The following is a 25770-nucleotide window of genomic DNA, read 5'->3' as shown; positions in this document are numbered from 1 at the left end:
AAGATGCATATGGAAACATAAATATCATATATATGTTTTCCATCTAATAATATTTCAAACCCAACGCCCTGGCATAATTCACACTCTGCACGTCTTATTCATATTTTGAATGAAACATTTATTATTACATTATTTATCGAATTGCATATCGCCCTGTTTCATGGAGGTTTCCCGGCCTTCACCATCCGCACATGCACAGCCAGCGAAATTTCAGCCAGACATTTTGCCAAATTTAACGTGCCCAATCCTCCGCCGGTTTCCCGCCACAGGAGGGGAGGGACGGCATCAGGCCATCCATTATTGTTGTAACATGTCGATCAGGAGAACCTGCCGCCAGGGACCCACCCCCGAAGGAGTGGGTCGCGGTCCGGATTATGTATCATCCGGACCAGAGAGAGGGCAGATGGGATATCAGCCAAGCCGCGCGCGCATCGTGAATGTCACGGATGCAGGCTGACCAGCGATGCCATCACTATAGGAAGTACCACAACCATAGTTACTGGCAGCCTGCCCGGCCAGCGGACCGGAACTGATGGTCGAGCAGGTGCCCGGCGCAATCTGCTTGTATTTGTACTGCCAGTAGAACGTATTGAACAGGTTATAGACATTGATATCGAAGTTCAGGGACTTCAGGGGACCTGCGTTCTTGAACGGCATATCGTAATTCAGGTCCAGCGAAAAGATCATGTACGGGGCAATGCCACCATGCGGATCATATGTCGTCGCACCCGATGTAATGGTGTAGTAGTTATAGTTCGTTCCGTTATCGTATCCTCCCACACCGGGAATGTTCCCGACATTCTGGAAGCCGGACAGATCGTAGGTCGTGCTCTGATGACCCGTATACTGTCCCTGGAAACGGACATTGAAATTATCGCCATGCCGGATCAGGTTGCGGGTGCGATAGTCAATGCCGATCGTCGAGAGCCATGACGGCACGCCGGTAACTGGCGATCCCTTTGTCGCGATCCCAAACTGGTCTTCCTGCACTGTCATGCTTTCCAGCGCTGTGGCGTCATAATGCTCGCTAAGATGCGAGAAATTGCCAAACAGCTGGATCTTCGGCGTCACCTGCCAGATGACCGAGGCCTCTTCACCCTTCATGGAACGCTGGCCCGCATTGGTATAGGAGCTATACCCCGCCAGTGCACCCGACTGATATTCGAACATGCCAAAGTCACGATCGACCTTCTGATGGAAGTAATCGACTGAAATCGAGATGTTGCGGCGGTTGAACTTGATACCACCTTCTTCCATGTGCACGATCGAGGCATTCGGCACTTCGCCCAGCACGTTCGGCGAGAAATCGGACACCGGCGCATACAGGGCCGAGTTACCCCAGCTTCCGTAAAACGACAGTCCCTTCAGCTTGGGTATGACCTTGTCCAGATCGTAACTGACGTTGATGAACGGCAGCCACTCACGATCCCACTTCTTGGCTGAGTAATAGCCCGTATTACAGGTATATGTCTGGCAGTAAGTCGTCGCCGCTGCTGCTGCCGAAACCGTGCCGCCATACATTTCGGTGCTGGTAAGGCCGGACTGCGTTCCCTCGATCACGAAGCCGGGCGTGACATGCAGGGTATTCTTGAACAGGTCGATCTTGTCCTGAAAATAACCCTGGTACATGACGCGCTGGCCGCCGCCTTCACCACCACCGCTGATCAGGTTTGCTGCCGTTTGCTTGACATCCGCAGTGCTCCCCGCCCAGGTCGGGGTCAGGTTGCTGGTTTCCTTGGCGATCAGGGCACCGACCTTGATCGTATTCTGGATCCCCCAGAAACTGGGCGGCGTAATCGTCAGGCGCGGACGGATGCCATACGTATCCGTGCGTGTATAGCTTTCCTGCGCATTGTAACCACAGGGACTGGTCTGTCCTGCTGCCGCCCATGCGGACTGGACGCCGGCGGCACAGTTACTGCTGCCGTTATAGGTATACACGCCGGGCATATAGAAGATGTTGCCATACCCGTAGTACCTCTGCTCGCCAAAGCCTGCCGCTGTCTGCGTGAAGATATTGGAGCCACCGACCGAATAGGGGGTTGCGGCGCCATCGAGCGAAAATGAGTCCGGGTTCTGGTAATCGAGCATCGTTGAATCCGAAAATTCGTAGAAGCCCGTGACACCAACATTCAGGTAATCGTTGACGTAGGTGTCGTTCTTCAGGATCATCGTGAAGTAGTCGTTGTTTTCCTGACCAAACGTCGTATTCGGGTTATAGTTACTGTACTTCCCGTATTTGTTCATCCATGCCGTCGGCACTGGCTGCGCCTCGAACCGCCCGTCGCCGGTATTGTAAAGCACGGTCGCGGAGAACAGGGACTGACCATCATTGTACGGTTTATCAAATGCAAACTCCATATTATTATAACGCGCAGGAGTGTATTTGATATAGTTCTTGGTCTGCATGTTGGAATATTTCAACATGATCTTCGGCGCATCGACGCCGTGACCCATCCATCCATCCAGACGGCCGGAATCAGCCTCGAACCCTTCGTTCCATGTCCCGAATGACCCGACGGACCCGGTTATGTCAAGGTGACGGTCGTCACTCGGCCGCAGGGAATGATAGGCAATGGTACCACCGATTGTCCCGAATGTCGTTTCACTGGGATAGGCAACACCCGGATAAATGGACACCCCGCTGATCTGGTCCATGTTGAACTTGCCGCCGATGATGCTGCTCATATAGCCACCGGAGCCACCATTCAGCAGATCCTGCATCGGCACACCGTCAAGGGTCTGCGCCACCTCCAGGCCACGCGCGCCACGCACGCTGATGACCGGTTCATTGTTGCCTACGCCCGACTGATAGACATTGACGGATGGTGCATCACGCAGGATGGACGCGACACTCCCCATCAGGCCGGCCTGACGGATATGGTCGGCCCCAAGTTCGGTCACCGCGCTGGGGGAATTCTTTTCGCGCAGCAGACGCCGCTGGGCACGGACGGTAATGGATTCCGCCTTGGAACTGACATTCACGGTCGATGACGAAGCCGTGGACGACGTCGTCTCCGTAGAGGTTTTCTTGGCCTTCTGCGCCTTTACCGTGGTCGTGGTGCTGGCAGGGGTGGCAACCGAGGAGGTCACGTCCTGGGCGCCGGCGTCACGACTGGAAAAGCCGATCCCGGTCGTCGCCATCAGGGCCACAACAAATGTTACAGACGGATTGAGCGCGCGGCAGGAACTGACACAGCTGCTTTTCAAAGAGGCAGATGTTCCCTGTCGCATTATCAGATAATGCGACAGGGAAATACTTCTTTTTCTCATGGGCATCCCCCTTGCAATGAACCGACTGAATGTATGATCGGTAGGTTCATTACATATGTGGAAACATCCGCCTTCGATATGAATATACTAAAGTGTAGTATTAATTACACCATGTTGCACGAATGCAACATTCATGCCGGGATATGTTAAGTTCACATCAGGATTTATTTAACATTGTTCTCCTGCATCCATTCGCCCATCTGCGTGCGCGCACGTGCATAGATTTCCGCATTGGACATGATCTTGTCCGCTGCCTGTCGTGCTGAAACCATGCTGCCGCGCGAGGACGTGCTGGAGGGATTGCTCAGAACGGCCTTGGCAATATCGGGATTGACCGTCTCTCCCGCCACGGCCGGCAGGAGCGTTTCCTGAGACCAGGGAGAAAGGCGCTTGCGGATCTCATCCTGATTTTTCAGGACAATATCCCACACTTCCTCCGGATGGCCGCTTTCACGCGCGACAATCGCAAGCGCCCTGACAATGCGGCCATTGGGGATGGCGCCGCTATAGGCGAGGGCAACCGTCCGGCGGGTCAGCGCCATGTCATGCGAAGCCGCCAGCGCATCAAAGAAACGCAGCTTGCGTTCCGTATCGGGGGCCTTGTGAATGACCTTTTCGATCTGGGCGTATGTCTTTTCGTCTGCTTCGCGTCCTGCAATCGTGGCGACGGGCGCAACCAGACTGGTGGGCAGGGAAGAAGGCGTCTTCAGGTATTTTTCGAATCGTGCCTGCGCTTCGGCAATGACCGCGCGATCCCCGAACTGTCCCAGAACATCGATCACCTTCGGACGGAGCAGGGTATCGGTAAAGGGTTCGTCCGCACGCACGTTCCAGCCAAGGCGCTGCATCTGTCCCTGCAGCACCGAACGGGCAAAATCGTGGAACCGGGCCTGCCCGGGTGTTCCCATCATCATGGTATCCAGCGCCTGCAGATGCGAAATCGTCTCCTGCCAGACGGCGATATCATTTTCATGGGTGGCGGGAAGATTGGCCACCAGCGACAGGTAATCCTTCAGGGATGCCTGCCCGGACTGGAACATCGCGAATTCATCGCCCAGCAGGTTGGCACGGTCCGCCGGACCGAAGGAGGCAAACTCCTTCTGCAGCAGCGCAAGCGACGCCGCGTCGTAACGTGTACGGTAGTACCCGTTTTCACCAAGGTTGATCTTGATCGCATGGTCACATCCCGCAAAGCGCAGCGTGGACGGGGTCTTGCCCAGCAGGATCTTGCGGACATCGCCACCCGCGTCGCCGGCAATGACCGGAACCTTCCATTTAAGGGCCGCCGCATGGGGATCATGGATCGTAAAGCGGCTTTGCGTCAGGGTCAGCACGGTCGTATCGCCCACGCACCGGCGCGCGACATTGACCTGCGGGATGCCCGGCTGCTCGACGAAACTGCGCGCGACCGAACCGATATCCTGCCCCGAGGCCTGTGACAGCGCGGCCCACAGGTCATCACTGGTCGCATTGCCATAGGCATGGGCCTTCATGTAGCCGCGCATGCCGTCACGGAAACGGTCCTCGCCCAGCCAGTTCTCGATCATGCGGATCACCTGCTCACCCTTCTGGTAGCTGATCCGGTCGAACGCGCTGCTGGCCTCGCTCACATCATGGATGGTCTGCTGGATCGGGTGAGTAGTGGACTGCGCATCGAGCGCCATCGCCGCTTCACGGTCGGAGTGCTGGCGCGGCCAGATTTCCCATCCGGGGTTGAAATGGTTGGTGGCCTTGGTTTCCATCCACGATGCGAAACCTTCGTTGAGCCAGATGTCATTCCACCATCCCATGGTGACCAGGTCACCCGACCACTGGTGCGCCATTTCATGGGCGACCACCAGATACACCCATTCGCGGGTTTCGGGCGAACTGCGCTTGGGATCAAACAGGACGGCATTGTCGATGAACGTCATCGCGCCCCAGTTTTCCATTGCCCCCGCCTCGTAATTGCCAGGAATGGCCAGCAGGTCGAGCTTTGGCAGGGGGTAGGGGACACCAAAATACTGGTTGTAATACGGCAGGATGTCGGTTGCGGCACCAAGCGCGTATTCACCGGTCTTCTCCTCCCCGGCGGGCGCATAGACATTGATGGGGGTGGAGCCACCCTTGCCATGCACCGCGCCAAGGTCGCCCGCCACCACGGCAAGGAGGTAGCTGGACATGCGCGGCGTCGTGGCGAAATTGACGTATTTCGTCCTGCCTGCCGCCTTCGTGACCGAGGAGACGGGCATGTTGCTGACGGCGGTATAGGCACGCGGCACGCGCACGCTCAACTGGTAGGTCGCCTTCAGGCCGGGCTCATCCCAGCTTGGGAACATGCGACGCGCATCGGCGACCTCGAACTGGGTCACCAGCATCCGTTTCTTCCGGCCCTTCTGGTCACGGTAATCATCATAATAGATGCCGTTGGGCGTCTGCGGGATCGGCCCGCTATAACGGATCGACAGGACATGCCGCCCCGCCGGAACCTGACCGGGGACAGGGACGCTCAGCGTGGCGGTCTGCGCGGTCTCGTCCTGGGAAATCTGCAAGGCGGTGCCATCGACACTGGCGGCTTCAAGCTTCAGGCCGGCCTGGTTCAGCACGATCTGCCCCACCGGGCGGCTTACGGTCAGGTCGATTTCCTCGTGACCGTTGAGTACAAGAGCCTTCATGTCCGTATCGACACTGATACGATAGGCAGAGGGCACGACGGTCGTGGGCAGTCCCCCCGGCGTCAGGGCGGGGGCGGCCGTCGCGTGACCTGCGGCATGGGCCGACACGCTGCAGGATGCGCCACCGGCCAGCAGCGCCAGCACGGGCAGCATGTGGCGTATCAACCCGCCCGAACCCTCATTATCAGCAAAACGCACAATCGTCCTCCTTGCGGAATGTTATTCCCGTTCCTGTCATAACCTCAAACCGTTACGGTTTCCTTTGTTATTATGTAAAGTTAATGAAACCTGCAACGCAGCCCTCGTGCCCCCGGGAAAGCCCTGTCCTCGGGCCGATCGGGGCAGGGAAGGGGGCTGCCGCGACAGCCATGATCGCGTTATTTTTGCGTCAGATATCCCGTGAAAGGCGTTTTGGGCGTTCGGAACGGCTGGCTGCTATGATAAGGGCAATGCAACGACAACGCCCCATGGGCAACACTGGAGTGGAATGACGTGAAACGGCTTTCCTGGCGGCAGTTGCCGTCACTGGCAATCATGGTTGCATGTGTATCGTCCGGTACGCTGGCCGAACGTGGCTTGGCCGCCGACACGCAGGCAGCGGCCAAGGCGGCGGGCGCACCCGATACCTCCGCGCTGATGGTACAGACCGGCAGCGATATTCCCGCCCATGTGGTTTTCCCCACGAATGACCGCAACTATATCAAGCGTGACGTGATGATCCCGATGCGTGACGGCGTAAAGCTGCATACAGTCATCGTCATTCCAAAGGACGCGTCAGGTGCCCCGATCCTGCTGACGCGCACGCCCTATCATGCCTCCGCACGGGCGAACCGTATCCCTGACGCCCCCGACATCCGCTCCATCCTGCCCGAAGGCGACGATGCGTTCGTGGAAGGTGGCTACATCCGGGTATTCCAGGACATCCGGGGCAAGTACGGCTCCGAAGGGGATTACGTGATGACCCGGCCGCCACGCGGTCCGCTGAACCCCACGAAAACGGACGAGACCACGGATGCGTGGGATACAATAGAATGGCTGGTCCATAATATCCCCGAAAGCAACGGCCGCGTGGGCATGCTCGGCTCCTCCTACGAGGGTTATACGGTGGTCATGGCGCTGCTCGACCCGCATCCCGCGCTGAAGGTCACGGCCCCCGAAAGCCCGATGGTCGATGGCTGGATGGGGGATGACTGGTACCATTACGGCGCGTTCCGCCAGGGTGGGCTTGATTATTTCACCATGCAGATGTCAGAGCGCGCGGAAGGCCACGCCATCCCGCGCGTCGATCATGACGACTACACCAATTTCCTGACTGCGGGTTCGGCCGGGCAGTTCGCGCACAATGCGGGACTGGACCAGTTCCCGTGGTGGCAGCGCATGCTGGCCCATCCCACCTATGACGCATTCTGGCAGCAGCAGGCGCTTGACCACCTGCTGGCACGCCGCAAGGCGAGTGTCCCGACCCTGTGGGAACAGGGACTGTGGGATCAGGAGGACATGTGGGGCGCGATCCATACATGGCAGGCCCTGCAGGCGACGACACCCTCTGTCCCCAACGTGCTGGTCATGGGACCGTGGCGCCACAGCCAGGTCAATTACAACGGCTCCTCCCTTGGCCCGCTGCAGTGGAATGGCAATACCGCCTCGCAGTTCCGGCATGAGGTCCTACGTCCCTTCTTCGACCAGTACCTGCGCCCCGGCGCCGCCGCGGTCCACCTGCCCGAAGCGATCATCTACAACACCGGCCAGAACCATTGGGACTATCTCGAACGCTGGCCGCTGGCATGTGACGAACACTGCCCCCATCCGCTGCAGCCGTTCTTCGTGCATGCCGAACATGGCCTGTCAACCCGACAGCCCGAACATGACGAGCAGGCATCGGATCATTACATCTCCGACCCGCAGCATCCGGTTCCCTTCCTTGCCCGCCCGTTCTCCTTCGTTTCTGATTCGGACCGCTGGAAAACATGGCTGGTGCAGGACCAGCGCTTCGCCGAAAGCCGTCCTGATGTCGTGACCTATGAAACCCCGGTCCTGACCACCCCGGTCAAGGTCAGCGGCGTGCCCGTGGCCGACCTCTATGCCGCGACCACCGGGACGGATGCGGACTGGGTCGTCAAGGTGATCGACGTCAACCCGCCCACGACCGCCGACCGTCCCGAAATGGGCGGATATGAACTGGCGGTGTCGATGGACATCTTCCGTGGCCGTTACCGGCAGGGCTTTGACAAACCCACCGCCATCGTGCCTGGGCAGCCTGCGCGCTACCGCTTCACGCTGCCGGCGGTCAACCATGTCTTTGAACCCGGCCACCGGATCATGATCCAGATCCAGTCCAGCCAGTTCCCGCTGTATGACCGCAACCCGCAGAAGTTCGTACCCAACATCCTGCAGGCCACCAAGGAGGATTACACCGTGGCCACGCAGCAGATCTACCACGACCGTGCGCATCCCACAGCCGTCTGGCTGCCGGTTGTGCCCTGAGTGCATGTAAATGCAGGGTTCAGACAGTGACGCCGGCATGAAACCCATGTCGGCGTCAGACAGGTCCGCCGCATTCCGCGTCGTCCTTGCCATAGAGATATGGGAACGGTTCGGATTTTACGGCATGCAGGCGATCCTGCTGCTGTACATGGTCCAGAAACTGGGCATGAACGACACGCAGGCCAACATGCTGTGGGGCAGTTTCGCCGCCATAACCTATGCCGCGCCCGTTGTCGGCGGGTGGCTGGGCGATCGGGTCCTGGGGTCGCGACGGACAATGGTGGTAGGCGCCATTGTCCTGGCGAGCGGTTATCTGCTGCTGGGGGGGATGACTGGCAACGCCCATTCCCTTTTCCTCGGGATGGCGGTGATTGCGGTGGGGAACGGGCTTTTCAAGCCCAACTCGTGCAATACGGTCAACCTCATCTATCGGGATCAGGAACAGACGCTCGATGTGGCCTTCACGATCTATTACATGTCGGTCAATATCGGCTCCACCTTCTCCCTCGTCCTGACGCCATGGCTGCAGCAGACCTATGGCTGGGCCGTGGCCTTCGCGTCATGTGGCGTGGGGCTTGTGCTGGGGATCGTGGCCTATTTCATACGCCGCCGCAGGCTGGACGGGATTGGCACGGCACCGGATTTCAACGCGGTGCCCATCCGGCACGGCTTCGTGATTTCGGCGGCGATCCTGGCGGCCATTGCGGTCATCGTACGCATCCTTGAATCCAGTTCGATCCAGGGGATGCTGGTCATGGCGTCGGGCCTGATGATCATGGCGGCATGGGTGGTCCTGTATGTCCGCGCCGCCTCCCATGAACGTCCGGGCCTGAAGATCATATATCTCCTGACTTTCGAAGTGGCGCTCTACTTCGTCTTCTACCAGCAGATGGTGACGTCGCTGACGCTGTTTACCCTGCGCAATGTCAGCAAGGATTTCACGCTGATGGGCCTGCATCTGTTCTCTATGTCGGCGGGGCAGTTCCAGGCGTTCAACCCCCTGTGGATCATGCTGGGCACGCCGCTTCTGATTGCGGTTTACAAATGGCTGGGCCGGCGCGATGCGGATATCAGCATCGCGGGGAAATTCGTCATCGGCTTCGCCTGTGTCACACTCTCCTTCGTGATATGGTGGGTGTGCACGCATCTGTGTGCGGGCGATCATGTATCACCGTGGTGGATGCTGTTCGGATATGGGCCGCTGTCGATCGGCGAACTCATGCTCAACAGCCTGGGGCTTGCCGCCATTGCGCGGTATGTCCCGCCACGTATCAGCGCCTTCATGGCGGGGTGCTTTTACGTGCTGATCGGCTTTGCCATGTATGTCGGCAGCATGGTCGCCAACATGGCGGCCATCGACAATGCCGGCGAAAGGGGAACCGACGCGGCGCAGACGCTGGTGATCTATGGCACCCTGTTTCGCAACCTTGCCTTTGTGGCGGGGACGGCAACCCTTGCGTTCGCCCTCCTGCTGCCTCTGGTGCGGGGATGGGAACGCGCCAATGCCGCGGCCCGCGCCGGACAGGGCTAGGGGCCGAGCATACGGTCAAGGAACATCCGCGCACGTGTGCTGCGCGGGGACTGGAAAAAGGACGTGGCAGGAGCACTCTCCAGGATCCTGCCACGATCCATGAAGATGATGCGGTCGGCCACATGACGGGCGAACCCCATTTCATGTGTGACGAAAATGCTCGTGATCCCTGCATCACACAGGTCATTGATGATGGCCATGACCCCGCGGATGGATTCCGGGTCGAGGGCGGCCGTCGGTTCGTCAAACATCATGATCTGTGGCTGCATGCACAGCGCCCGCGCGATGGCGACACGCTGCTGCTGACCGCCGGAAAGCTGGGCGGGATAGCGCTCCGCCTGTTCCCTGATGCCGACCTGCTCCAGAAACCCGAGCGCAAGGGTACGTGCCTGCGCAGGGGACATGTTACGCACGAGGCGCGGGGCAAGGGTGCAGTTGTCAAGAACGCTCAGATGCGGAAAAAGGTGGTAATTCTGGAAAACCAGTCCGACCATGCCGCGCAGTTTCACAAGGTCGGTCGTTTCGTCAATCACCTGTCCATTGATCGACAGGATGCCGCTGTCATGCGCCTCCGTCCGGTTGAAGCAGCGGATAAGGGTGGATTTTCCCGCCCCTGACGGGCCAAGGACTGCGACCTTCTCCCCCTTGCGGATTTCAAGGTCGATGGTGTCCAGCAGGCTCATCTCCCCCCGGTTCCTGCACAATCCACGGGCCGCCACGACAATGGATGCATCCTCCCCCATGGCGGCTGGATTACCGTTCATGAACACTTCCCCCATGGGCAGCCCATCCAAGGCGATGTTCCATGATTTTCTGCAGCATGATGAAAAACAGCACCATCATCAGGTAATAGACAAGGGCCGCCGCGTAATATTCACTGAACTCGAAACTCCGGGCGACCTCCACCTGCGCCACGGACAGAAGTTCGTGCAACGAAATGACCGACGCCAGTGACGTGGTCTTGAGCAGCGTGATGAAATCATTGAGCGTGGGCGGCAGGGCGATCCGCAGGGCCTGTGGCAGGACGACATGGCGATAGATCTGCCCGGTCCGCATGCCCAGCGCCTTTCCCGCCGCGACCTGCCCGGGATCAACGGAAGCCAGCGCGGAACGGTTGATTTCAGCCTGGTAGGCACTTTCATTGAGTGACAGCGATATCCACGCCGCAAGGAACGGCGTGAACCATGCCTCCCGGAAGATGGGACAGAACTGCGGCAGCGCATTCCACACGAACAGCAGTTGCAGCAGGGTCGGCACGGCACGAAAGACATAGATATAAAGACCCAGCAGCGTGCGCACGATCCCCGGCCGCCCCCCAAGCCGCAGGGCGATGGGAATCGAGATCACGATGGCCGTCAGGTGCGACGCCAGCGCCAGCGCCAGCGTGACCGCCGCCCCCAGCAGGAATGATGCCGACACCAGCGCGCGGAAAAAATCATGCCAGACAAAGACCGGGGCAGGGGCCGCCGACAGGACCGTGGCGCTGCTTGGGGCAATTGACCAGCGGCGCGCAATGGTATTGATCCGGCCATTGGCGGACAGGACGGCAATGGCATGCCGCAGGGCCTCGTGATCCTGCGCGTCCTTGCGTATGTACAGGGCGAACTGCCGGTATTGCGGGTCATTGGTCCGCAGGATGACATGCACCTTGCCATGCAGTTGCTTCTGGCGGAAATATATCTCCACATCCTGACTTATGAAGGCAAAGTCCCGGCCCAGGAGAACCTGCTGCACCACCGTTTCCTCGGTAGGATACTGCTGGATCTCGATGGGCATGCGGTGCTGTGCCAGCAGTTGTGCGTTCAGGCGTTCGATCATGGCCGCGTAACTGGTGCCCGCCTGCACGGCGACACGTCGCCCGGACAGGTCGTCCATGGTGGCGATGGCGCCGGTCGCGGCAGGCGCCACAACCACCATCGCCGTATCTAGGTAGGGAACGGCGTCAAAACTTCTTTCCCGACTGGGGAGGCGCGTGACGCCACTTGCGACCATCGCGCACCGTCCTGCCATGAGGGAGGGAAACAGCCCCACGAAATCCATGGAGGAAACCTCAAGCCGGACATGCCAGTACTCGGCAAGTGCGCGCGCAAGGTCGATATCCACGCCAGAAGGCAGGCTCTGATCCTCCCCCTCATGTTTCATGAACGTCATCGGGGGCAGGGTGGGATTGGTGCAGACGTTCAGGACACCATCATGAATGAAGCCCGGCAGGCCGGACACCTGCGCCCGGATCGGACGCGCATGCAGCATTACAAGAAGAAAGAAACACAGGGACAACAGATCCGTCACCGCAGGACAGGTGGAATATCTCAATATGAGTCTTCCAGTATCGTGCGGAAGGTTTCGATCATCATGCCCGTATCGGGGGACGGACGCACCAGGAAATGGAAACTGGTCATCAGGCGCAGGCTGTCCGGCGCGATATGGCGCAAAAGCCCCTCGGCAACAAGCGGCCGCGCATAGGCTTCGGGCAGGAATACGATATAATTGCCCGAAAGGATCAGCAGGGCGCGGGCATCAACATTTTCGGCACCGGCGCAGAACGTCATATGGCCCTTGATCCGGTCCCACGCAGGGGAGGAAACCGCGCTGGAGACCTCGATCATGCGCTGCTGCGTCAGGACATCGAACGTGATGTCATCCTTGTCCATCTGCGCCAGTGGATGCGTCATCGCGCAGTACAGGCCAAGGGATTCCGTAAACAGCGCCGTACTTTCCATGTCCGGTCGATGATGGCCATGCAGCACGATGCCCGCCGTGGCGCGCCCATCAAGCACCGCAAGTTCCACTTCACGCGGGGAGGCGGAATACATGTTCATGAAAACCGAAGGATGCCGCGCGGTAAAGGTCTTGATGGCACGTATGACCGCCGTTTCCCCGTGAATCAGGATATTGTCCGGCATATACAGCGAAAAACGTCCCGACAGGATGCCGCTTGCCGTATTGATGCGCTGCTGGAAACGCTCGATATCCGCAAGCAGTTCCTCCGTCGCCTCAAGCACCATGCGCCCTTCGCCCGTCAGGGCAAATCCGCTGCGCCCGCGCTGGCACAGTTTTATGTTGAGGCGGTTTTCCAGCGCCGAGATATCGATACTGATCGAAGACTTGCTTTTTCCCAGGGCAATTTCTGCCGCCGAAAATCCCCCGCGTTCGGCCACCGTGCGAAAGACGCGCAGCAGACGCAGGTCCACCTCGGCCACCTGGCCACGGAAACCACCACCTCTGCGTCGGCCTGCCGCCATCCGCTTTGTGGAAGATGGGGAAGGGGAGGAGAGGGTCATTGATGAGGCTGTCATGTGCGTCGGGATCCGTCCATGGTGCCAGTGGGATATCGGTCGAAATGACTTAGGCCGGATGGTTACGACCTGATGAATTCTGCTGATCGTTACTTGTCCGCTCCAGATTGTCCAGAGAGTGCAACATTACCAGATTGTCCAGAGAGTGCAACATTATATGTCATGGCACAAACAGGTTTTTTGATTTCTTGCGGTTAATGAAATTTCAAAGTGAACTATGCATCATTCCTATCCCGTCAAATCCGTCACGTTGCTACGCTGCAAACCCTTCCTGCCGGGGGGCAGACGCGCCATTTCTTCGGGATTTTCACGTAATGAACGCAAATCACTGGTTCATGGACAGCGAAAGCGGCACCCTTGCCGATGTGCTTCTGTGCCGGCCAGAGCATTATTCATGGATACCAAGCAACGACATCGCAATCCAGACCCTGGCCAGCGGCCGTCGCACCAATCATGCCGATATGCTTTCACAGTTTGATGAACTGGTGGATGCCCTGCGCATGGCGGACGTCAACTGCCATTTCATGACACCGCAGAGCGGCATGCCCTATGAGGTCTATACCCGCGACAGTTCACAGACCACGCCATTCGGCACCGTGGTCACCCGCATGTCGCGCCCCGAACGCCGTGCGGAGGAAGGGGCGGTGCGGCAGTTCTATGCCCCCGGTGAAATCTGGAAAACCTGCACGCAGGGCCATATCGAGGGAGGCGACATACATTTCATACGTCCCGGCCTGCTGGTGATCGGGGTCAGTGGCGGCCGCACGGACGAAGACGGGGCAAGGCAGTTCGCCGACTGGTTCATACAGGAAGGCTGGACCTGCCGCCTGATTCGCTTCCCCGCGCATTTCCTGCATCTTGATGTCATCTTCACGATGATCAACGACGACACGGCCATTGCGGTCACCGATGTCCTGCCCGATGCCGACCTTGCATGGCTGCGCGCGCAGGGCATACGCCTGCTGCCCGTCAGTTACAAGGAAGCGATGAACGACATGGGATGCAATGTCCTTGCGCTGGGGAAGGGGCGGGTCATCAGTCCACGTCACAGCACGCGAATCAACCAGATGATGCGCGCCGAAGGCATGGAGGTCCTGACCCCGCATCTGGAGCAGTTTTCACGCGGCGGGGGCAGCGTGCACTGCATGACCATGCCCCTGCGGCGGGCCTCCCTGGCGCGGTGAACGCCCGATAAGGCCATGCCGGCCGCGCAATTCCGACATAAGCGTGGTGTGGCATATTTTCACACCCGCATGGTCATTACGATCCGTGTTTCATAATGGAACTTGATCGTAATGAATAAGCCTGCATGATATGTGTCCTCAGGATGGTTGCGGGGCCATGGTCACCATCGCCCTGACATAACTAAGGAACGCGTATTATGGATACGGATGCGACTTTGTCGGCTGACGCCCGGCGTGACCTGCTGCAACGGGGATATTCGCGTCGGCAGTTTGGCCGTATCGGGGCGTTGCTGGGCACCGGTCTGGCGCTGGCGTCGCTGCCGGGCAGGGTTTCGCAGGCACGCGGGGTCGTGGCGTCGGCCGGCGATAACGCGGGCAAGGTGCTGATCGACAGCAACGAATGGTGGACCGGCCCCATGGAGGCAGGCGTGCGCGCCGGTACCGCCATGGTGGCGCAGGGCAACCGTTACTGGCCCAATCGCAACCGGCAGGACCTGATCAAGGCGGTTTCCGAAATCGAGGGCGTGCCCGCCGACCATATCATGCCCTGGCCCGGTTCGGGCGATCCGCTGTGTCGCGCCATCGTGACGTTCTGTTCTCCCAAACGGGGACTTGTCACGCTGGACCCGACCTATGAACCGTCATGGGAGACGGCGGAGTGGCTGAAGGTTCCGCTGGCGAAGGTTGCACTGCGTCCGGAAAACAACTGGAAAGCAGATGTCCGCGCCATGCTGGCGGCCAATCCGAACGCGGGGGTCTACTATATCTGTTCCCCCAACAATCCCACCGGCACGCTGACGCCCATTGCCGACATCGAATGGCTGGTCGCCAACAAGCCCGCAGGCTCGATCGTACTGGTGGACGAGGCTTATATCCACTTTTCCGGCACGCCCAGCGCCGCCTCCCTTGTCGCGGCGGGCAAGGATGTGATCGTGCTGCGCACGTTCTCCAAGCTGTTCGGCATGGCTGGCCTGCGCCTCGGGCTCAGCATGGGGCGTCCCGACCTGCTGGAAAAGATGATGCGTTATGACGGGTTCTCCCAATCCTTCATGCTCTCCACCGTGGCCCTTTCCACCGGACTGGCCAGCGTCACGCGCGCGCAGGAGATCGTGCAGCGTCGCAACGAGATGATCGCCAACCTGGAGATGACATTCGCGCACCTGCGCCAGCGCGGGATCTCCTACATCCCCAGCGTGGCGAACATGTTCATCGTTGACTGGAAGCGCCCGGCGAAACCGGTGCGGGAGGCATTTGCAAAACAGGGCGTCATCATCGGGCGCAACTGGTCCATATGGCCGAACTGTTCACGTATCACCGTCGGGTCCGAAAGCGACATGCACAGTTTCTGCAAGGCGCTGGATGTCGTCATTGCCTGACGCGACGGGTAACGGGGACATGGACGTGCGGGAGGCGGGGGTACCAGTGCCTCCGCCATCCGCAACGGAACAGGTGCTGCGCCGCGAACTTGCCGCGGCGTATCGTCTGGTGGCGCATTTCGGGATGACCGACCTTGTCTATACGCACCTTTCGGCACGACTGCCGGGGTGGCGGCATGCCTATCTGGTCAACCCGTATGGCTTCCTGTTCGAGGAAATCACCGCCAGTTCCCTTGTAAGCGTGGATGCCGACGGCCATCCGCGCCAGCAGACCGCCTGGCCCATCAATCCCGCGGGCTTCGTCATCCATTCCGCCATCCACCGTGCCCGGCCCGACGCTGCCTGCGTCATGCATACCCACACGGTTGCGGGCATGGCCGTGGCGGCGCAGGATCGCAAGATCCTGCCCATAAACCAGATCAGCATGGAATTCCATGACCGTATCGGGTTCCATGCCTATGAAGGGCTGGCCGCCGAAGACAATCTGAGCGAGCGCGAACGTCTTGTCCGCGACCTTGGGGACAATCATGGCCTGATCCTGCAAAATCATGGCCTGCTGACGGTCGGGCGCACGGTGGCGGAATGTTTTTACCGCATGTACTATCTGGAGCAGGCCTGCCGTATTCAGGTCGCGGCGCAGTCAACCGGCGTGAAGCTGCATTTCCCGTCACTTCCCAGCATCCTGCGTGCACGCCAGCAATTCGAAGACGATACGGACCAGGGACAACTGATCTGGCAGGCACTGATCCGCAAGCTCGATCGTGAACAGCCGGATTACCGCAACTGACCTTCGGCCGCAGGCAGGCCACCTGCCTGCGCGTTCCCTGATGACATTCCCGCCCGCAACAGCATGCCTTTCCCGCCGGTTTCCCCTGCTCGCGGTCTTGTAACCTGCATGCTATGAAAAATTGTCATCACCACAAGATATAGCTTATTGCATATTTCATGGCAGTGGCGTTCAATGACCTGACGACAAGGTTTTCAGGCAGGTCTTCATGTCCGCTCCACCCTCCATGCCGCCTCCTTCGCAGCCATGGCGCTTCACCCGGCAGGGCACGGATGGACGGAGCCTGCCCGAAGTCCATGCCAGCATCCATGTCCCGGACAGCACCGCCGCGTGGTGGCGCCGTTTTCTGGCGTTCGTCGGTCCGGGATACATGATTTCGGTCGGATATATGGACCCCGGCAACTGGGCCACCGACCTGCAGGGCGGGTCGCGGTTTGGGTATCATCTGCTGTGGGTTGTCATGCTGTCGAACCTGATGGCGATCGTGCTTCAGGCACTTGCGGCACGACTGGGCATTGTGACCGGCCGCGACCTTGCGCAGGCATGCCGGGACCATTTCCCCCCGCTGGCGAATTCCATTTTATGGCTGTCATGCGAACTCGCCATCATCGCCTGCGACCTGGCGGAGGTCATTGGCACGGCCGTTGCCCTGCAACTGCTGTTTGGCCTGCCCCTGATCGGGGGATGTATTGTATCCATTGCGGACGCCTTCGTCGTGCTGCTGCTGATGCAGCGTGGCTTCCGCTATCTTGAATCCTTCATCATCGGGCTGCTGCTCATCATCGCAGGCTGTTTCGTGGTGCAGGTCATCGCGTCCGTTCCCTCCATTTCCGCGATCCTGCGCGGGTTCATGCCATCGTCGCAGGTCCTGAGGGATCCTTCGATGCTGTATATCGCCATCGGCATCATCGGGGCGACGGTCATGCCTCATAACCTGTACCTGCATTCCTCCATCGTGCAGACCCGTGCCTTCGACCGCACTCCGGCGGGACGACGCGACGCCATCCGGTGGTCAACACTCGACAGCACGATCGCCCTTGTTCTGGCGCTGTTCATCAATGCCGCCATCCTGATTGTCGCGGCGGCGGCGTTCCATGCCAGCGGACATCACGACGTTGCTGAAATTTCCGATGCCTATCGCCTGCTGTCACCCGTGCTGGGCGTGGGGATCGCATCCACCCTGTTCGCAACGGCCCTGCTGGCGGCGGGCATGAATTCAACCGTGACCGGCACGCTGGCCGGGCAGATCGTCATGGAAGGGTTCCTGCACCTTTCCATGCCATCATGGGCGCGCAGACTGCTGACCCGCGGCCTTGCGGTCATTCCCGTCCTGTTCGTCACGTTGCTTTATGGCACGCATGGGGTGGGGGAACTGCTGATGTTCAGCCAGGTCATCCTGTCGATGCAACTGCCCTTTGCGGTCATCCCGCTGGTGATGTTCGTCTCTGACCGTGAAAAGATGGGGGAATTCGTGATCTCCCTCCCGATGAAAGCCATGGCGTGGCTTATCGCCGCCATCATCCTCATCCTCAATTTCAAACTGCTGTGGGACAGCCTGACATCCCTGAACTGAACAATGCCGCACAACACCCAATTTCGTGTACGGAGGAGAAAATGACCGACCTGTCGCATGATGTCCCGCCCGCGCAGGTGCATCTTGGCCACCGGCACGCAGCCCCGGATTATCACCTCGGTCGCCTTGTCATCATCACGATGGCGATTGCGTGCATGACCCTGTTTTTCATTCTCCAGTAGGCCACACAGCGCAGCGGCATGCGTGAAGGCACCTGTCTTCTTCTGGACGTATGCACGCATGTCGATTATTTTCCGTCCCACGCCGGAGCCGGTTGCGTATCTGCTCCTGAAACGTAAACGAGACGGAAGACCTGATGCCTGGCACATCGTACGACCTTGTTTTGAAAAACGGGACTGTCGTCCTTCCCGATCAGACCGTACCGGTGGACGTTTTCGTCCGTGACGGACGGATTGCACGCATCGGCGGCACCGGCAGCGCGGATCGCACGCTGGACTGCACGGGCCTGACCATCCTGCCCGGCGTGATCGACACGCAGGTCCATTTCCGCGAACCCGGACCCGGCGATGCGGAAGACCTGGAATCCGGCAGCCGCGCCGCCGTGCTTGGCGGCGTGACGGGCGTGTTCGAGATGCCCAATACCCGCCCCCCCACCGATACGCCCGAAGCCGTGGCGGACAAGCTGGCGCGCGCACGCGGTCGCATGTGGTGCGAACACGCATTCTATGTCGGGGCGACGACGGACAATGCAGAGCAGTGCGGGGAACTTGAAAAGCTGCCGGGCACGGCAGGGATCAAGATCTTCATGGGCTCCTCCACCGGCAGCCTGCTGGTGTCCGATGACCGGATCCTCGAACGTGTCCTGCGCTCCGGCTCCCGCCGCGTCGCGATCCATGCCGAGGACGAGGACAGGCTGCTGGAACGGGTCGGGCATCGCGTGGCGGGGGATCCGTCCTCCCACCCGGTCTGGCGTGACGAGGAAACGGCAATGCGTGCGACACGGCGCATCGTGGCCCTTGCACGCAGGACAGGCCGCCGCATCCATGTGCTGCATGTCACCACGCCGGCGGAACTGGAATTCCTTTCGGCCAACAAGGATATCGCCAGTTGCGAGGTCACGCCGCAGCACCTGACCCTTGCGGCGGAGGAGGCCTATCCCGAACTCGGCACGCTGGCGCAGATGAACCCGCCGATCCGCAACCGCACGGCGCGAGAGGGGCTGTGGTACTGGATGGGGCAGGGGGTACCCGACATCATTGGATCCGACCATGCCCCCCATACCATGACGGCAAAGGAACGTTCCTATCCCGACTCCCCATCCGGCATGCCGGGGGTGCAGACGCTGCTGCCGCTGATGCTTGACCATGTCGCGCAGGGACGCCTGACGCTGCGCAAGGTGGTGGACATGACATCCGCCGGACCACAACGCCTGTTCGGACTGGTGCGCAAGGGACGGATCGCCGTGGGGTACGACGCCGATTTCTCGATCGTCGATCTTGGGGCCCGCTGGGAGATCCGGCAGGACTGGCTGGCATCACGTTGCGGCTGGTCACCTTTTGTCGGTCGCACCCTGACCGGCCGTCCCGTTGGCACCATCATCCGGGGGAATACCGTCATGTGGGAAGGGGAACTGCCCAGCACGGCAGTCGGCGAACCCTTCCGTTTCGATGCCACGGACCGACCGCAGGACGTACGATAGGAACCTGCATACCCTCCACGGAAACCCGAAGACTGTATCGAACGCTCCAGCACAAGGGAAATGGATCAGGGACGGCAGGGAGGTAGTAGAATACGCTAAAGATGCATTTCATTGGTTTTTCAGAACAGAACGTACATCCACGGGATCGCCAGACCGTCATGCCGGAAGCCAGATGCAGATAAGTTTACATGCGGCGGCCGGGACATTCCTGATTATCTGGGGCCTTGCGACACAGGGACATGCGCAATCCGCCCCACCTGACATCATGCAGGACATGAACGACCTGCGCGCCGCGCTGAAGATAGAAGTGGGGCCGCAGGTTGCCCGGACCAGCGCCAGCCTTACGGACACGGCCCTTGCACAGGCCAGGGATCTTCTCAACAGGACGCATCTGTGGCCCGATACGGCACAGGTCGTACTGGTCGTGGACCGTGCCGAACGTGTGCAGCGCCTGTGGGTCACAGTGGGCGGGGGGGAACTTGGAAAACTGATTGCGCTGGGTTCGGTCCGTGTCAGCACGGGACGTCCCGGCCGTACGGAACATTTTCGTACGCCCGTGGGGATTTTCCTCAATGACGGGCAGATCTACGGCTACCGTGCGCAGGGGACGAAAAATGAATTCGGCGTGCGTGGCAATGGCAACAAGGGCATGCGCGTCTGGGACTTTGGCTGGCAGACGACCGAGGACTGGCGCAGGAAAGGCGCGCTCGCCGTTGTCCGGCTGGAGATGCACGCAACCGACCCCGACCTGCTGGAAGGGCGTCTGGGCCGTTCGGATTCCGAAGGCTGCATTCGCATTCCTTCACGTTTCAACACGTTCCTTGACCATCATGGCCTGATTGATCGCGACCTCGACAGCCAGATCCATGACGGCCAGAACGCGCGTGGCCTTCAGGCCCTTCTGGGTGCGAACCACGTTCCCGATCCCCTCTCGGGGGACAGGGTGGTCGTGATTGATTCGTCGCAAAAGGATGCGCAACTGTCCGACCCGGAACTGGCGCGCAAGATGCAGGATGATTTTGCAAGGTTCCTGGCCCAGACGCAAAATCCCAATCCCAATCCCAATCCCAACTCTACTCCTGCTCCTGCTCCTGCTCCTGCTCCTGCTCCTGCTCCTGCTGAACCCGCGACGGAAGATACGACAAGCCTTTAAATTCATTATTCCGGAAGTTTTTATGGTTATCTTCCGTAATCCGGTCATGAAAACTTCATGATATCTGTGCTGTATTTGGATTCTTCCAGAATATCGGCCGTTCCATAAAAAACGACTGCAATCATTTCCCGACCGTCCGCATCCTGCTTCCATGCGAAAGCCAGAACTGTCGTCCGGAATTATTTAATTCCATCGGTCGATTATTTTTTCCTGCGCAGGGCAGGGATTCCTGCCCGATATCCTATACATTTTCATGAATATATAATGAATCTTTAAATAGAGACCTTACAGGTCCATATTTTTAATTCCAATTGGTCTATTTTTTCGTTGACGCCAAAATGCGGCGTCGTTATGTGATTGCAAAATTTCACTTACAGAATACATTGGGAAAATATTGGTAATGCGTGATTTTTACCGGATTGGCGTAAAAACGTTTTCCGTTCTCTGCATCTCGGCTGCAATTTCGGGATGTGCGACCGATCAGTCTGGTAATACTGCGCAGACCGGCACCGAACCCGGCGTCCACACGACACGCAACCATGTCGTGGCGGGCCTTGCCAGCCTGATCGGCGGGGAAACCTTTGGTTCGAGTATCGGCAACATGCTCGACAACATGGACCGCAAGGCGCTGGCCCGCCGTCAGCAGCAGCTTCTGATGGCGCAGGGGGACAACCGTACGGTGACGTGGCAGTCCGACCACTCCACCATGCGCGCCACCATCACCACGTCCAATACCCGGCAGGAAGACAAGTCGATCCGCATTGTCCGCAATGCCGACGTGGCGGCGCCGGGGTCGATCCATGCAATTGGCGCGCGATACCAGGTGACGTCATCTTCCCCGGTCTATCTTTCCCCATCCACCTCCGCCACGGTCGCGATGACGCTGCCGACCCATTCCGTGATCATGGTGGTGGGACAGTTGACGGGACAGAACTGGATGCTGGTTTCGCAGCATGGCCGTTCGATCGGCTACGTCGCGGCATCTTCGCTGCAACCGCTGTCGGCCGGCAGCCACCATGCCGCAACAAGCGGGACATTTGACCTCGATGCGGAGCCGGCCGCCCCCGAAGGCAAGACGGTATCGTCGAACGTCAATGCAAGCGTCACCTGCCGCGACCTGAAAACCGTCGCGACCGACAAGGGAAAATCCAGCACATCGACCGAAACGGCATGCCGTTCGGCACAGGGTGTATGGGAACTCAACTAACGTGAGGAACAAGCGCATGATCCGGTCGCTTCTGCACGAAGGCACGATGCGTCAACGCCTGACCGGGGGTGTTGCGCTGGCCATGATGCTGGCGCCTGTCGCGGCATGGGCGCAGGAAGAGGCGCTAATCGCACGGTCAAGCGCCAAGCATATCGAGGTCTATGCCGCAGGCGGCGCGCAGTGGTGCCGCAAGGACCTGCGCCTGAAGATGGTCCTGTCCAGCGAAAGCGGGGACATGGGCAATCCGACCGCACAGGTTGCGCTGCTCGACAGGATGCGGCGCGAGTTCGAGCAGACATGCCCCACCGCCGAACGCGCCGATGCCAGCGTGTCGGAAGAAGGCCGCATCACCGGCCAGTACCACGCGGAACGCAGCGGGGGATGGGTCTTTGCCGCGGCGCCCCCACCGGCCGCCACGCCGCCGGCCTCCCTCGACGCCCCCACGCCACCCAACCCGTTCACCGGACCGCCGCCGGCGGATGCCCCTGCGCCGCAACCCGCAGCAGACGCCGCCACGGCCCCGCAGGCCACGCCACCAGCCACTTCCCCTGCGCCCGATCAGGCACAGCCTGCCGTGGCGTCCGCGCAACCTGCCCCCGTGCCCAAGGTTGGGGATCAGGGATATTGGGGCTACATGCTGTTCGCCGGGAAAAACGACCCGACATTCCTTGCCAACCCCGAGGCCCAGAAATGCTGGGCGCAGGGGCATATGGCCTCGGAATGGTTCCGTTCAAGAAACGACGATTTCCGGCTGCATGAAGTGCTTGAAAAGGCCGGGCAGGACATGCAGGCCCATAGTGGCAATGTCGCGCCAGGCGTCATCTATGCCGAACTGGAAACCGAATTCGGCCATTATGACTTTCAGGAAAACATGTTCCCGGTCCATATCAACGGGAATCTCCTGCGCCTTGGCCGCCCGTGCGCGGCGGACGGAATCCCCCTTGCCGTCGCGCTGCATGCGCAGGACATGGAATCCATCACGGGATTCGCGATGCCCCCCGAAGAGGCGCGTAATTTTGAACGCAGGCGCGAGAGCTTTGGCTGGATGAACCGCCGGGTCTGGATCGTGCTGGAATTCGATGTCGATCCCAGGGGCGTCAGCGGCAACGAGGCCGAACCGACCTATTCCGCCACGGTACATGGCTACAGCGTCTATGGCGACCAGCGCCTTGAAACGCTGCTGTATCAGGCGGGACCGGAACAGATCGCGGCCCAGCACGCGCAGGCACAGCGGATCGCCGCAGCCAGGCGTGAAAAGCAGCTTGTGGCGCGTCGCGACAGCGAGATACGTGAGCTTGGCACGACCCCGGTGCCCGTCCGTCTGGCGAACTGGATCAATGATGACCGGCCGGTCGAACTGTTCCATTCGCTCGACAACATCCGTGCCACCCGTTTCGCCTCCATGCAGGGCGACGGAAAACCCGTTCCCGTCAGCCTGCTGGTGCAGACGAACGGGTCCGGGCACAAGGATGTCGCCACGGCATGGCCGGGCCACCTGAGCCTGACGATGGCCGATGACAAGGCCGATTTCGGTGACGCCGGATGGTACCTCGTCAGCTGCATGCTCACCACGCCCACGCAGGGGGACTTCCCTGACGCGCAACTCAGCGTCACGCGTTCCTATGCCTGCAAGCAGCCGCAATGCGCCGATGCCACCGATCCCACGGAAATTGAAAACCGCAAGATCGCCAACGCCACACAGGCGGCCACGTCCACCCCGGCCCCCTGATCCCCATCACGTCGTGCCACCGGCACCAACCCTCCCCGTTTCCCTTACCAAGGACCGAACATCATGAAGACCCTCCTGTCCTTCGATACGCTCATCACCCCGCAGTTCATGAAGATATTCTATTATATCGGCGTGGTCTTCTGCGTGCTGTCCGGGCTGGCGACATTCATCAGCATCCTCGTGCTGTGCATCAATGCCGCGCAGATGGCGGGGGAATCCACCACACTGCCGACCATCATCGGCCTGATCCTGGGCAGTATCGTCGCCCTCATCACGACCGTCCTCAGCATCATCCTGACGCGCATCGGGTGTGAAACCGTGCTGGTGGTGTTCATGATCCGCGACGAACTGGCATGGAAGCGCGAAAATACGCAAAAGCACGCCTGATCCTGTACGCAGACAAAGGGACGATGACGGTAATGCAGACCGCAGGCACACCCACTCCGGCAGGGGCCGCAGCAGCCAATACCTCCATGCTGCTGCCACCAATGAGCAAACTGCTGCCCCCCCTCAGTCCGCTGATCCCGCCCGGCGCGCTTCTGGCGCGCGGAGGCATCGCCACGGGTACAGGCATGGGCAGTTCGGCCAGGGCGGACGAAGCACTGGAACAGATTGGGCAGGGCCTGAAGGCGTTTTCCCATCGTACGTCCGATTTCATGGTGGCACAGGCCCCGAAGGTCAAGGCGGCGCAGCGTTCGGCGGCCGAATACATGACCAAGGCCGCACATGAACTCGGCGATGCAAAAAACCGTCGTTCCTTCATGCAGAAATATCGCCGGTGGCTGCAGGCCGGGGCAGGGGGGATCGGCTGCCTTGTGCTGATCGGGTGGGGGATCGCCCACCATCATGCCTCACAGAAGGCGGAAAAGGGCGTGCATGACGCCCTGCAGTCCATGAACCTGCTGGGTGTCGTGGAATATGGCAGCGTCAGTACCTCGCTTTTCGGTACGGTGTCGCTGTCGGACGTGAAATGGCACGTCGCGCCTGCGGTGGATATCACGGCCAGCAGCGTGGACATTTCGCGTATCGATACGGCGCACACGATACCCTATTACCTTGACCTCTCGTTCTCCGGGATCACGCTCCCTGTCCAGAAAATCGTCGCTGCAGGTCCCGGCGCACCGATCCCGGGCACGCTGGCATCTTTTGCCCGGGAAGTGGGGCAGGAGGGTTACAACACGCTGCAGGGCAGCCTGAACATCGGGTATGGCCTGCAGAAAAACACGTCAGTGATGACCATGACGAGTAGCGGGAATTTCCCGAATTTCGGCAACTGGCATGGCAAGATTCAATTGGGCAACTTCTCGCCCGTGCTGCTTGATACCGCCACCCTGTCGGTGCTGGACCACAATGTCCGTGGCCTCAATCCAATGACGGTGTTCAACATTGCCCAGAATGTGGGGCGCCTGACATTGCAGGCCGTGGACGTGACGCTGGACACAACGGGCGCCGATAAACGGGACAAGGAAATTCCCGGGACACCGATGCCGCAGCAGAACGCGGACGCGGCGGACCAGCAGACCATCACGATGAAGGAAAACGAAGCCCGCCATGCAGGCCTGCCGGATGACCAGGCGCATCTTGCCGCGCTACTGATGGCTGGCAGGCTACCGGCCTTTACGATGAAATCTTCGGGCACGAAAAGCCTGCCCATCACCGAAGTGCAGATCCCGCTGCCGCGTATGATGCAGCGCCTCGATATGACACTGGGCACGCCCTGAAAGCAGGTGCCCTGCCACAGGTAAGAGCGTTTCAAAATTTCATCATCACATAATGAAAGTTTCCGGGTGCCGCCTTTTTTCAGAAAGGCGGCATTTCCCGGAATTAAAAAGGCCCCTGCGCAACGAACGCTTGGGCCTTTTT

18 protein-coding genes are annotated in these 25770 nt (G+C 59.8%); 13 read left to right on the top strand and 5 right to left on the bottom strand.

The window, feature by feature from the left end:
* Positions 1 to 411: 411 nt before the first annotated feature.
* Positions 412 to 3210, bottom strand: a complete 2799-nt coding sequence (locus tag CFR72_RS03555) for a TonB-dependent receptor (protein WP_244182156.1) — start codon at positions 3208 to 3210, stop codon at positions 412 to 414.
* Positions 3211 to 3437: 227 nt separating this feature from the next.
* Positions 3438 to 6080, bottom strand: a complete 2643-nt coding sequence (locus tag CFR72_RS03550) for a M1 family metallopeptidase (protein WP_208629954.1) — start codon at positions 6078 to 6080, stop codon at positions 3438 to 3440.
* Between the two features lie 339 nt (positions 6081 to 6419).
* Between CFR72_RS03550 and CFR72_RS03545 the strand changes: the two genes are divergently transcribed.
* Positions 6420 to 8411, top strand: a complete 1992-nt coding sequence (locus tag CFR72_RS03545) for a CocE/NonD family hydrolase (protein WP_110912665.1) — start codon at positions 6420 to 6422, stop codon at positions 8409 to 8411.
* Between the two features lie 46 nt (positions 8412 to 8457).
* The gene (locus tag CFR72_RS03540; protein WP_110912690.1) at positions 8458 to 9942 is read left to right on the top strand and encodes a peptide MFS transporter; all 1485 of its coding nucleotides are present in this window, start codon (positions 8458 to 8460) and stop codon (positions 9940 to 9942) included.
* On the opposite strand, the gene CFR72_RS03535 is transcribed toward CFR72_RS03540, so the two are convergent.
* From CFR72_RS03535 to CFR72_RS03525, 3 genes are read right to left on the bottom strand one after another with little or no spacing between them, the layout of a single operon-like run.
* The gene (locus tag CFR72_RS03535; protein WP_110912689.1) at positions 9939 to 10706 is read right to left on the bottom strand and encodes an amino acid ABC transporter ATP-binding protein; all 768 of its coding nucleotides are present in this window, start codon (positions 10704 to 10706) and stop codon (positions 9939 to 9941) included. The genes CFR72_RS03540 and CFR72_RS03535 overlap by 4 nt on opposite strands.
* Positions 10696 to 12255, bottom strand: coding sequence for an ABC transporter substrate-binding protein/permease (locus CFR72_RS03530; protein ID WP_341865256.1), 1560 nt, complete (start codon positions 12253 to 12255; stop codon positions 10696 to 10698). Before CFR72_RS03530 ends, CFR72_RS03535 begins: the two co-directional genes overlap by 11 nt.
* Positions 12252 to 13223, bottom strand: a complete 972-nt coding sequence (locus tag CFR72_RS03525; RefSeq protein WP_110912663.1) for a LysR family transcriptional regulator — start codon at positions 13221 to 13223, stop codon at positions 12252 to 12254. Before CFR72_RS03525 ends, CFR72_RS03530 begins: the two co-directional genes overlap by 4 nt.
* A gap of 329 nt (positions 13224 to 13552) precedes the next feature.
* Here CFR72_RS03525 and CFR72_RS03520 point away from each other — a divergent pair, with 329 nt between their 5' ends.
* The 11 genes from CFR72_RS03520 (at position 13553) to CFR72_RS03470 (ending at position 25628) form a co-directional block, all read left to right on the top strand.
* Entirely contained in the window at positions 13553 to 14422 is an 870-nt protein-coding gene (locus tag CFR72_RS03520; protein ID WP_110912662.1) for a dimethylarginine dimethylaminohydrolase family protein, read from the top strand.
* A 197-nt stretch (positions 14423 to 14619) separates the two neighbouring features.
* Positions 14620 to 15798 carry a pyridoxal phosphate-dependent aminotransferase gene (locus CFR72_RS03515; RefSeq protein WP_110912661.1) on the top strand — a complete coding sequence of 393 codons (1179 nt, stop codon included), beginning with the start codon at positions 14620 to 14622 and terminating at the stop codon, positions 15796 to 15798.
* A gap of 19 nt (positions 15799 to 15817) precedes the next feature.
* Positions 15818 to 16585, top strand: coding sequence for a class II aldolase/adducin family protein (locus tag CFR72_RS03510; protein WP_110912660.1), 768 nt, complete (start codon positions 15818 to 15820; stop codon positions 16583 to 16585).
* 208 nt (positions 16586 to 16793) lie between these two features.
* Positions 16794 to 18158 carry an Nramp family divalent metal transporter gene (locus CFR72_RS03505; protein ID WP_110912659.1) on the top strand — a complete coding sequence of 455 codons (1365 nt, stop codon included), beginning with the start codon at positions 16794 to 16796 and terminating at the stop codon, positions 18156 to 18158.
* A 41-nt stretch (positions 18159 to 18199) separates the two neighbouring features.
* On the top strand, positions 18200 to 18340 hold the full coding sequence (locus tag CFR72_RS17455) for a hypothetical protein (RefSeq protein ID WP_167400287.1): 141 nt from the start codon (positions 18200 to 18202) through the stop codon (positions 18338 to 18340).
* Positions 18341 to 18474: 134 nt separating this feature from the next.
* Positions 18475 to 19818 carry a dihydroorotase gene (locus CFR72_RS03500; RefSeq protein ID WP_110912658.1) on the top strand — a complete coding sequence of 448 codons (1344 nt, stop codon included), beginning with the start codon at positions 18475 to 18477 and terminating at the stop codon, positions 19816 to 19818.
* A gap of 172 nt (positions 19819 to 19990) precedes the next feature.
* On the top strand, positions 19991 to 20971 hold the full coding sequence (locus CFR72_RS03495; protein ID WP_208629951.1) for a L,D-transpeptidase: 981 nt from the start codon (positions 19991 to 19993) through the stop codon (positions 20969 to 20971).
* Positions 20972 to 21371: 400 nt separating this feature from the next.
* The gene (locus CFR72_RS03485) at positions 21372 to 22178 is read left to right on the top strand and encodes a hypothetical protein (RefSeq protein ID WP_110912656.1); all 807 of its coding nucleotides are present in this window, start codon (positions 21372 to 21374) and stop codon (positions 22176 to 22178) included.
* A 16-nt stretch (positions 22179 to 22194) separates the two neighbouring features.
* Positions 22195 to 23907 (top strand): DUF4852 domain-containing protein, encoded by a 1713-nt coding sequence (locus CFR72_RS03480; RefSeq protein WP_146220643.1) that lies wholly within the window; start codon positions 22195 to 22197, stop codon positions 23905 to 23907.
* 63 nt (positions 23908 to 23970) lie between these two features.
* Entirely contained in the window at positions 23971 to 24294 is a 324-nt protein-coding gene (locus tag CFR72_RS03475) for a DUF4282 domain-containing protein (RefSeq protein ID WP_110912654.1), read from the top strand.
* A gap of 23 nt (positions 24295 to 24317) precedes the next feature.
* Positions 24318 to 25628 carry a hypothetical protein gene (locus CFR72_RS03470; protein WP_146220642.1) on the top strand — a complete coding sequence of 437 codons (1311 nt, stop codon included), beginning with the start codon at positions 24318 to 24320 and terminating at the stop codon, positions 25626 to 25628.
* Positions 25629 to 25770: the final 142 nt, after the last annotated feature.

It is taken from the genome of Gluconacetobacter entanii (assembly GCF_003206495.1).
In the GTDB taxonomy this organism is placed as follows: Bacteria; Pseudomonadota; Alphaproteobacteria; order Acetobacterales; family Acetobacteraceae; genus Novacetimonas; species Novacetimonas entanii.
This window is presented reverse-complemented; position numbering and strand designations above follow the sequence as displayed.

Excerpts from the sequence above, each read along its gene's own strand:
- CFR72_RS03470 (WP_146220642.1), top strand. The coding sequence starts at position 24,318 with ATGACGGTAATGCAGACCGCAGGCACACCCACTCCGGCAGGGGCCGCA.
- CFR72_RS03510 (WP_110912660.1), top strand. The coding sequence starts at position 15,818 with ATGGACGTGCGGGAGGCGGGGGTACCAGTGCCTCCGCCATCCGCAACG.
- CFR72_RS17455 (WP_167400287.1), top strand. The coding sequence starts at position 18,200 with ATGACCGACCTGTCGCATGATGTCCCGCCCGCGCAGGTGCATCTTGGC.
- CFR72_RS03475 (WP_110912654.1), top strand. The coding sequence starts at position 23,971 with ATGAAGACCCTCCTGTCCTTCGATACGCTCATCACCCCGCAGTTCATG.
- CFR72_RS03480 (WP_146220643.1), top strand. The coding sequence starts at position 22,195 with ATGATCCGGTCGCTTCTGCACGAAGGCACGATGCGTCAACGCCTGACC.
- CFR72_RS03535 (WP_110912689.1), bottom strand. The coding sequence starts at position 10,706 with ATGAACGGTAATCCAGCCGCCATGGGGGAGGATGCATCCATTGTCGTG.
- CFR72_RS03540 (WP_110912690.1), top strand. The coding sequence starts at position 8,458 with ATGTCGGCGTCAGACAGGTCCGCCGCATTCCGCGTCGTCCTTGCCATA.
- CFR72_RS03550 (WP_208629954.1), bottom strand. The coding sequence starts at position 6,080 with ATGCTGCCCGTGCTGGCGCTGCTGGCCGGTGGCGCATCCTGCAGCGTG.
- CFR72_RS03485 (WP_110912656.1), top strand. The coding sequence starts at position 21,372 with ATGCGTGATTTTTACCGGATTGGCGTAAAAACGTTTTCCGTTCTCTGC.
- CFR72_RS03515 (WP_110912661.1), top strand. The coding sequence starts at position 14,620 with ATGGATACGGATGCGACTTTGTCGGCTGACGCCCGGCGTGACCTGCTG.
- CFR72_RS03525 (WP_110912663.1), bottom strand. The coding sequence starts at position 13,223 with ATGACCCTCTCCTCCCCTTCCCCATCTTCCACAAAGCGGATGGCGGCA.
- CFR72_RS03505 (WP_110912659.1), top strand. The coding sequence starts at position 16,794 with ATGTCCGCTCCACCCTCCATGCCGCCTCCTTCGCAGCCATGGCGCTTC.
- CFR72_RS03495 (WP_208629951.1), top strand. The coding sequence starts at position 19,991 with ATGCAGATAAGTTTACATGCGGCGGCCGGGACATTCCTGATTATCTGG.
- CFR72_RS03500 (WP_110912658.1), top strand. The coding sequence starts at position 18,475 with ATGCCTGGCACATCGTACGACCTTGTTTTGAAAAACGGGACTGTCGTC.
- CFR72_RS03520 (WP_110912662.1), top strand. The coding sequence starts at position 13,553 with ATGAACGCAAATCACTGGTTCATGGACAGCGAAAGCGGCACCCTTGCC.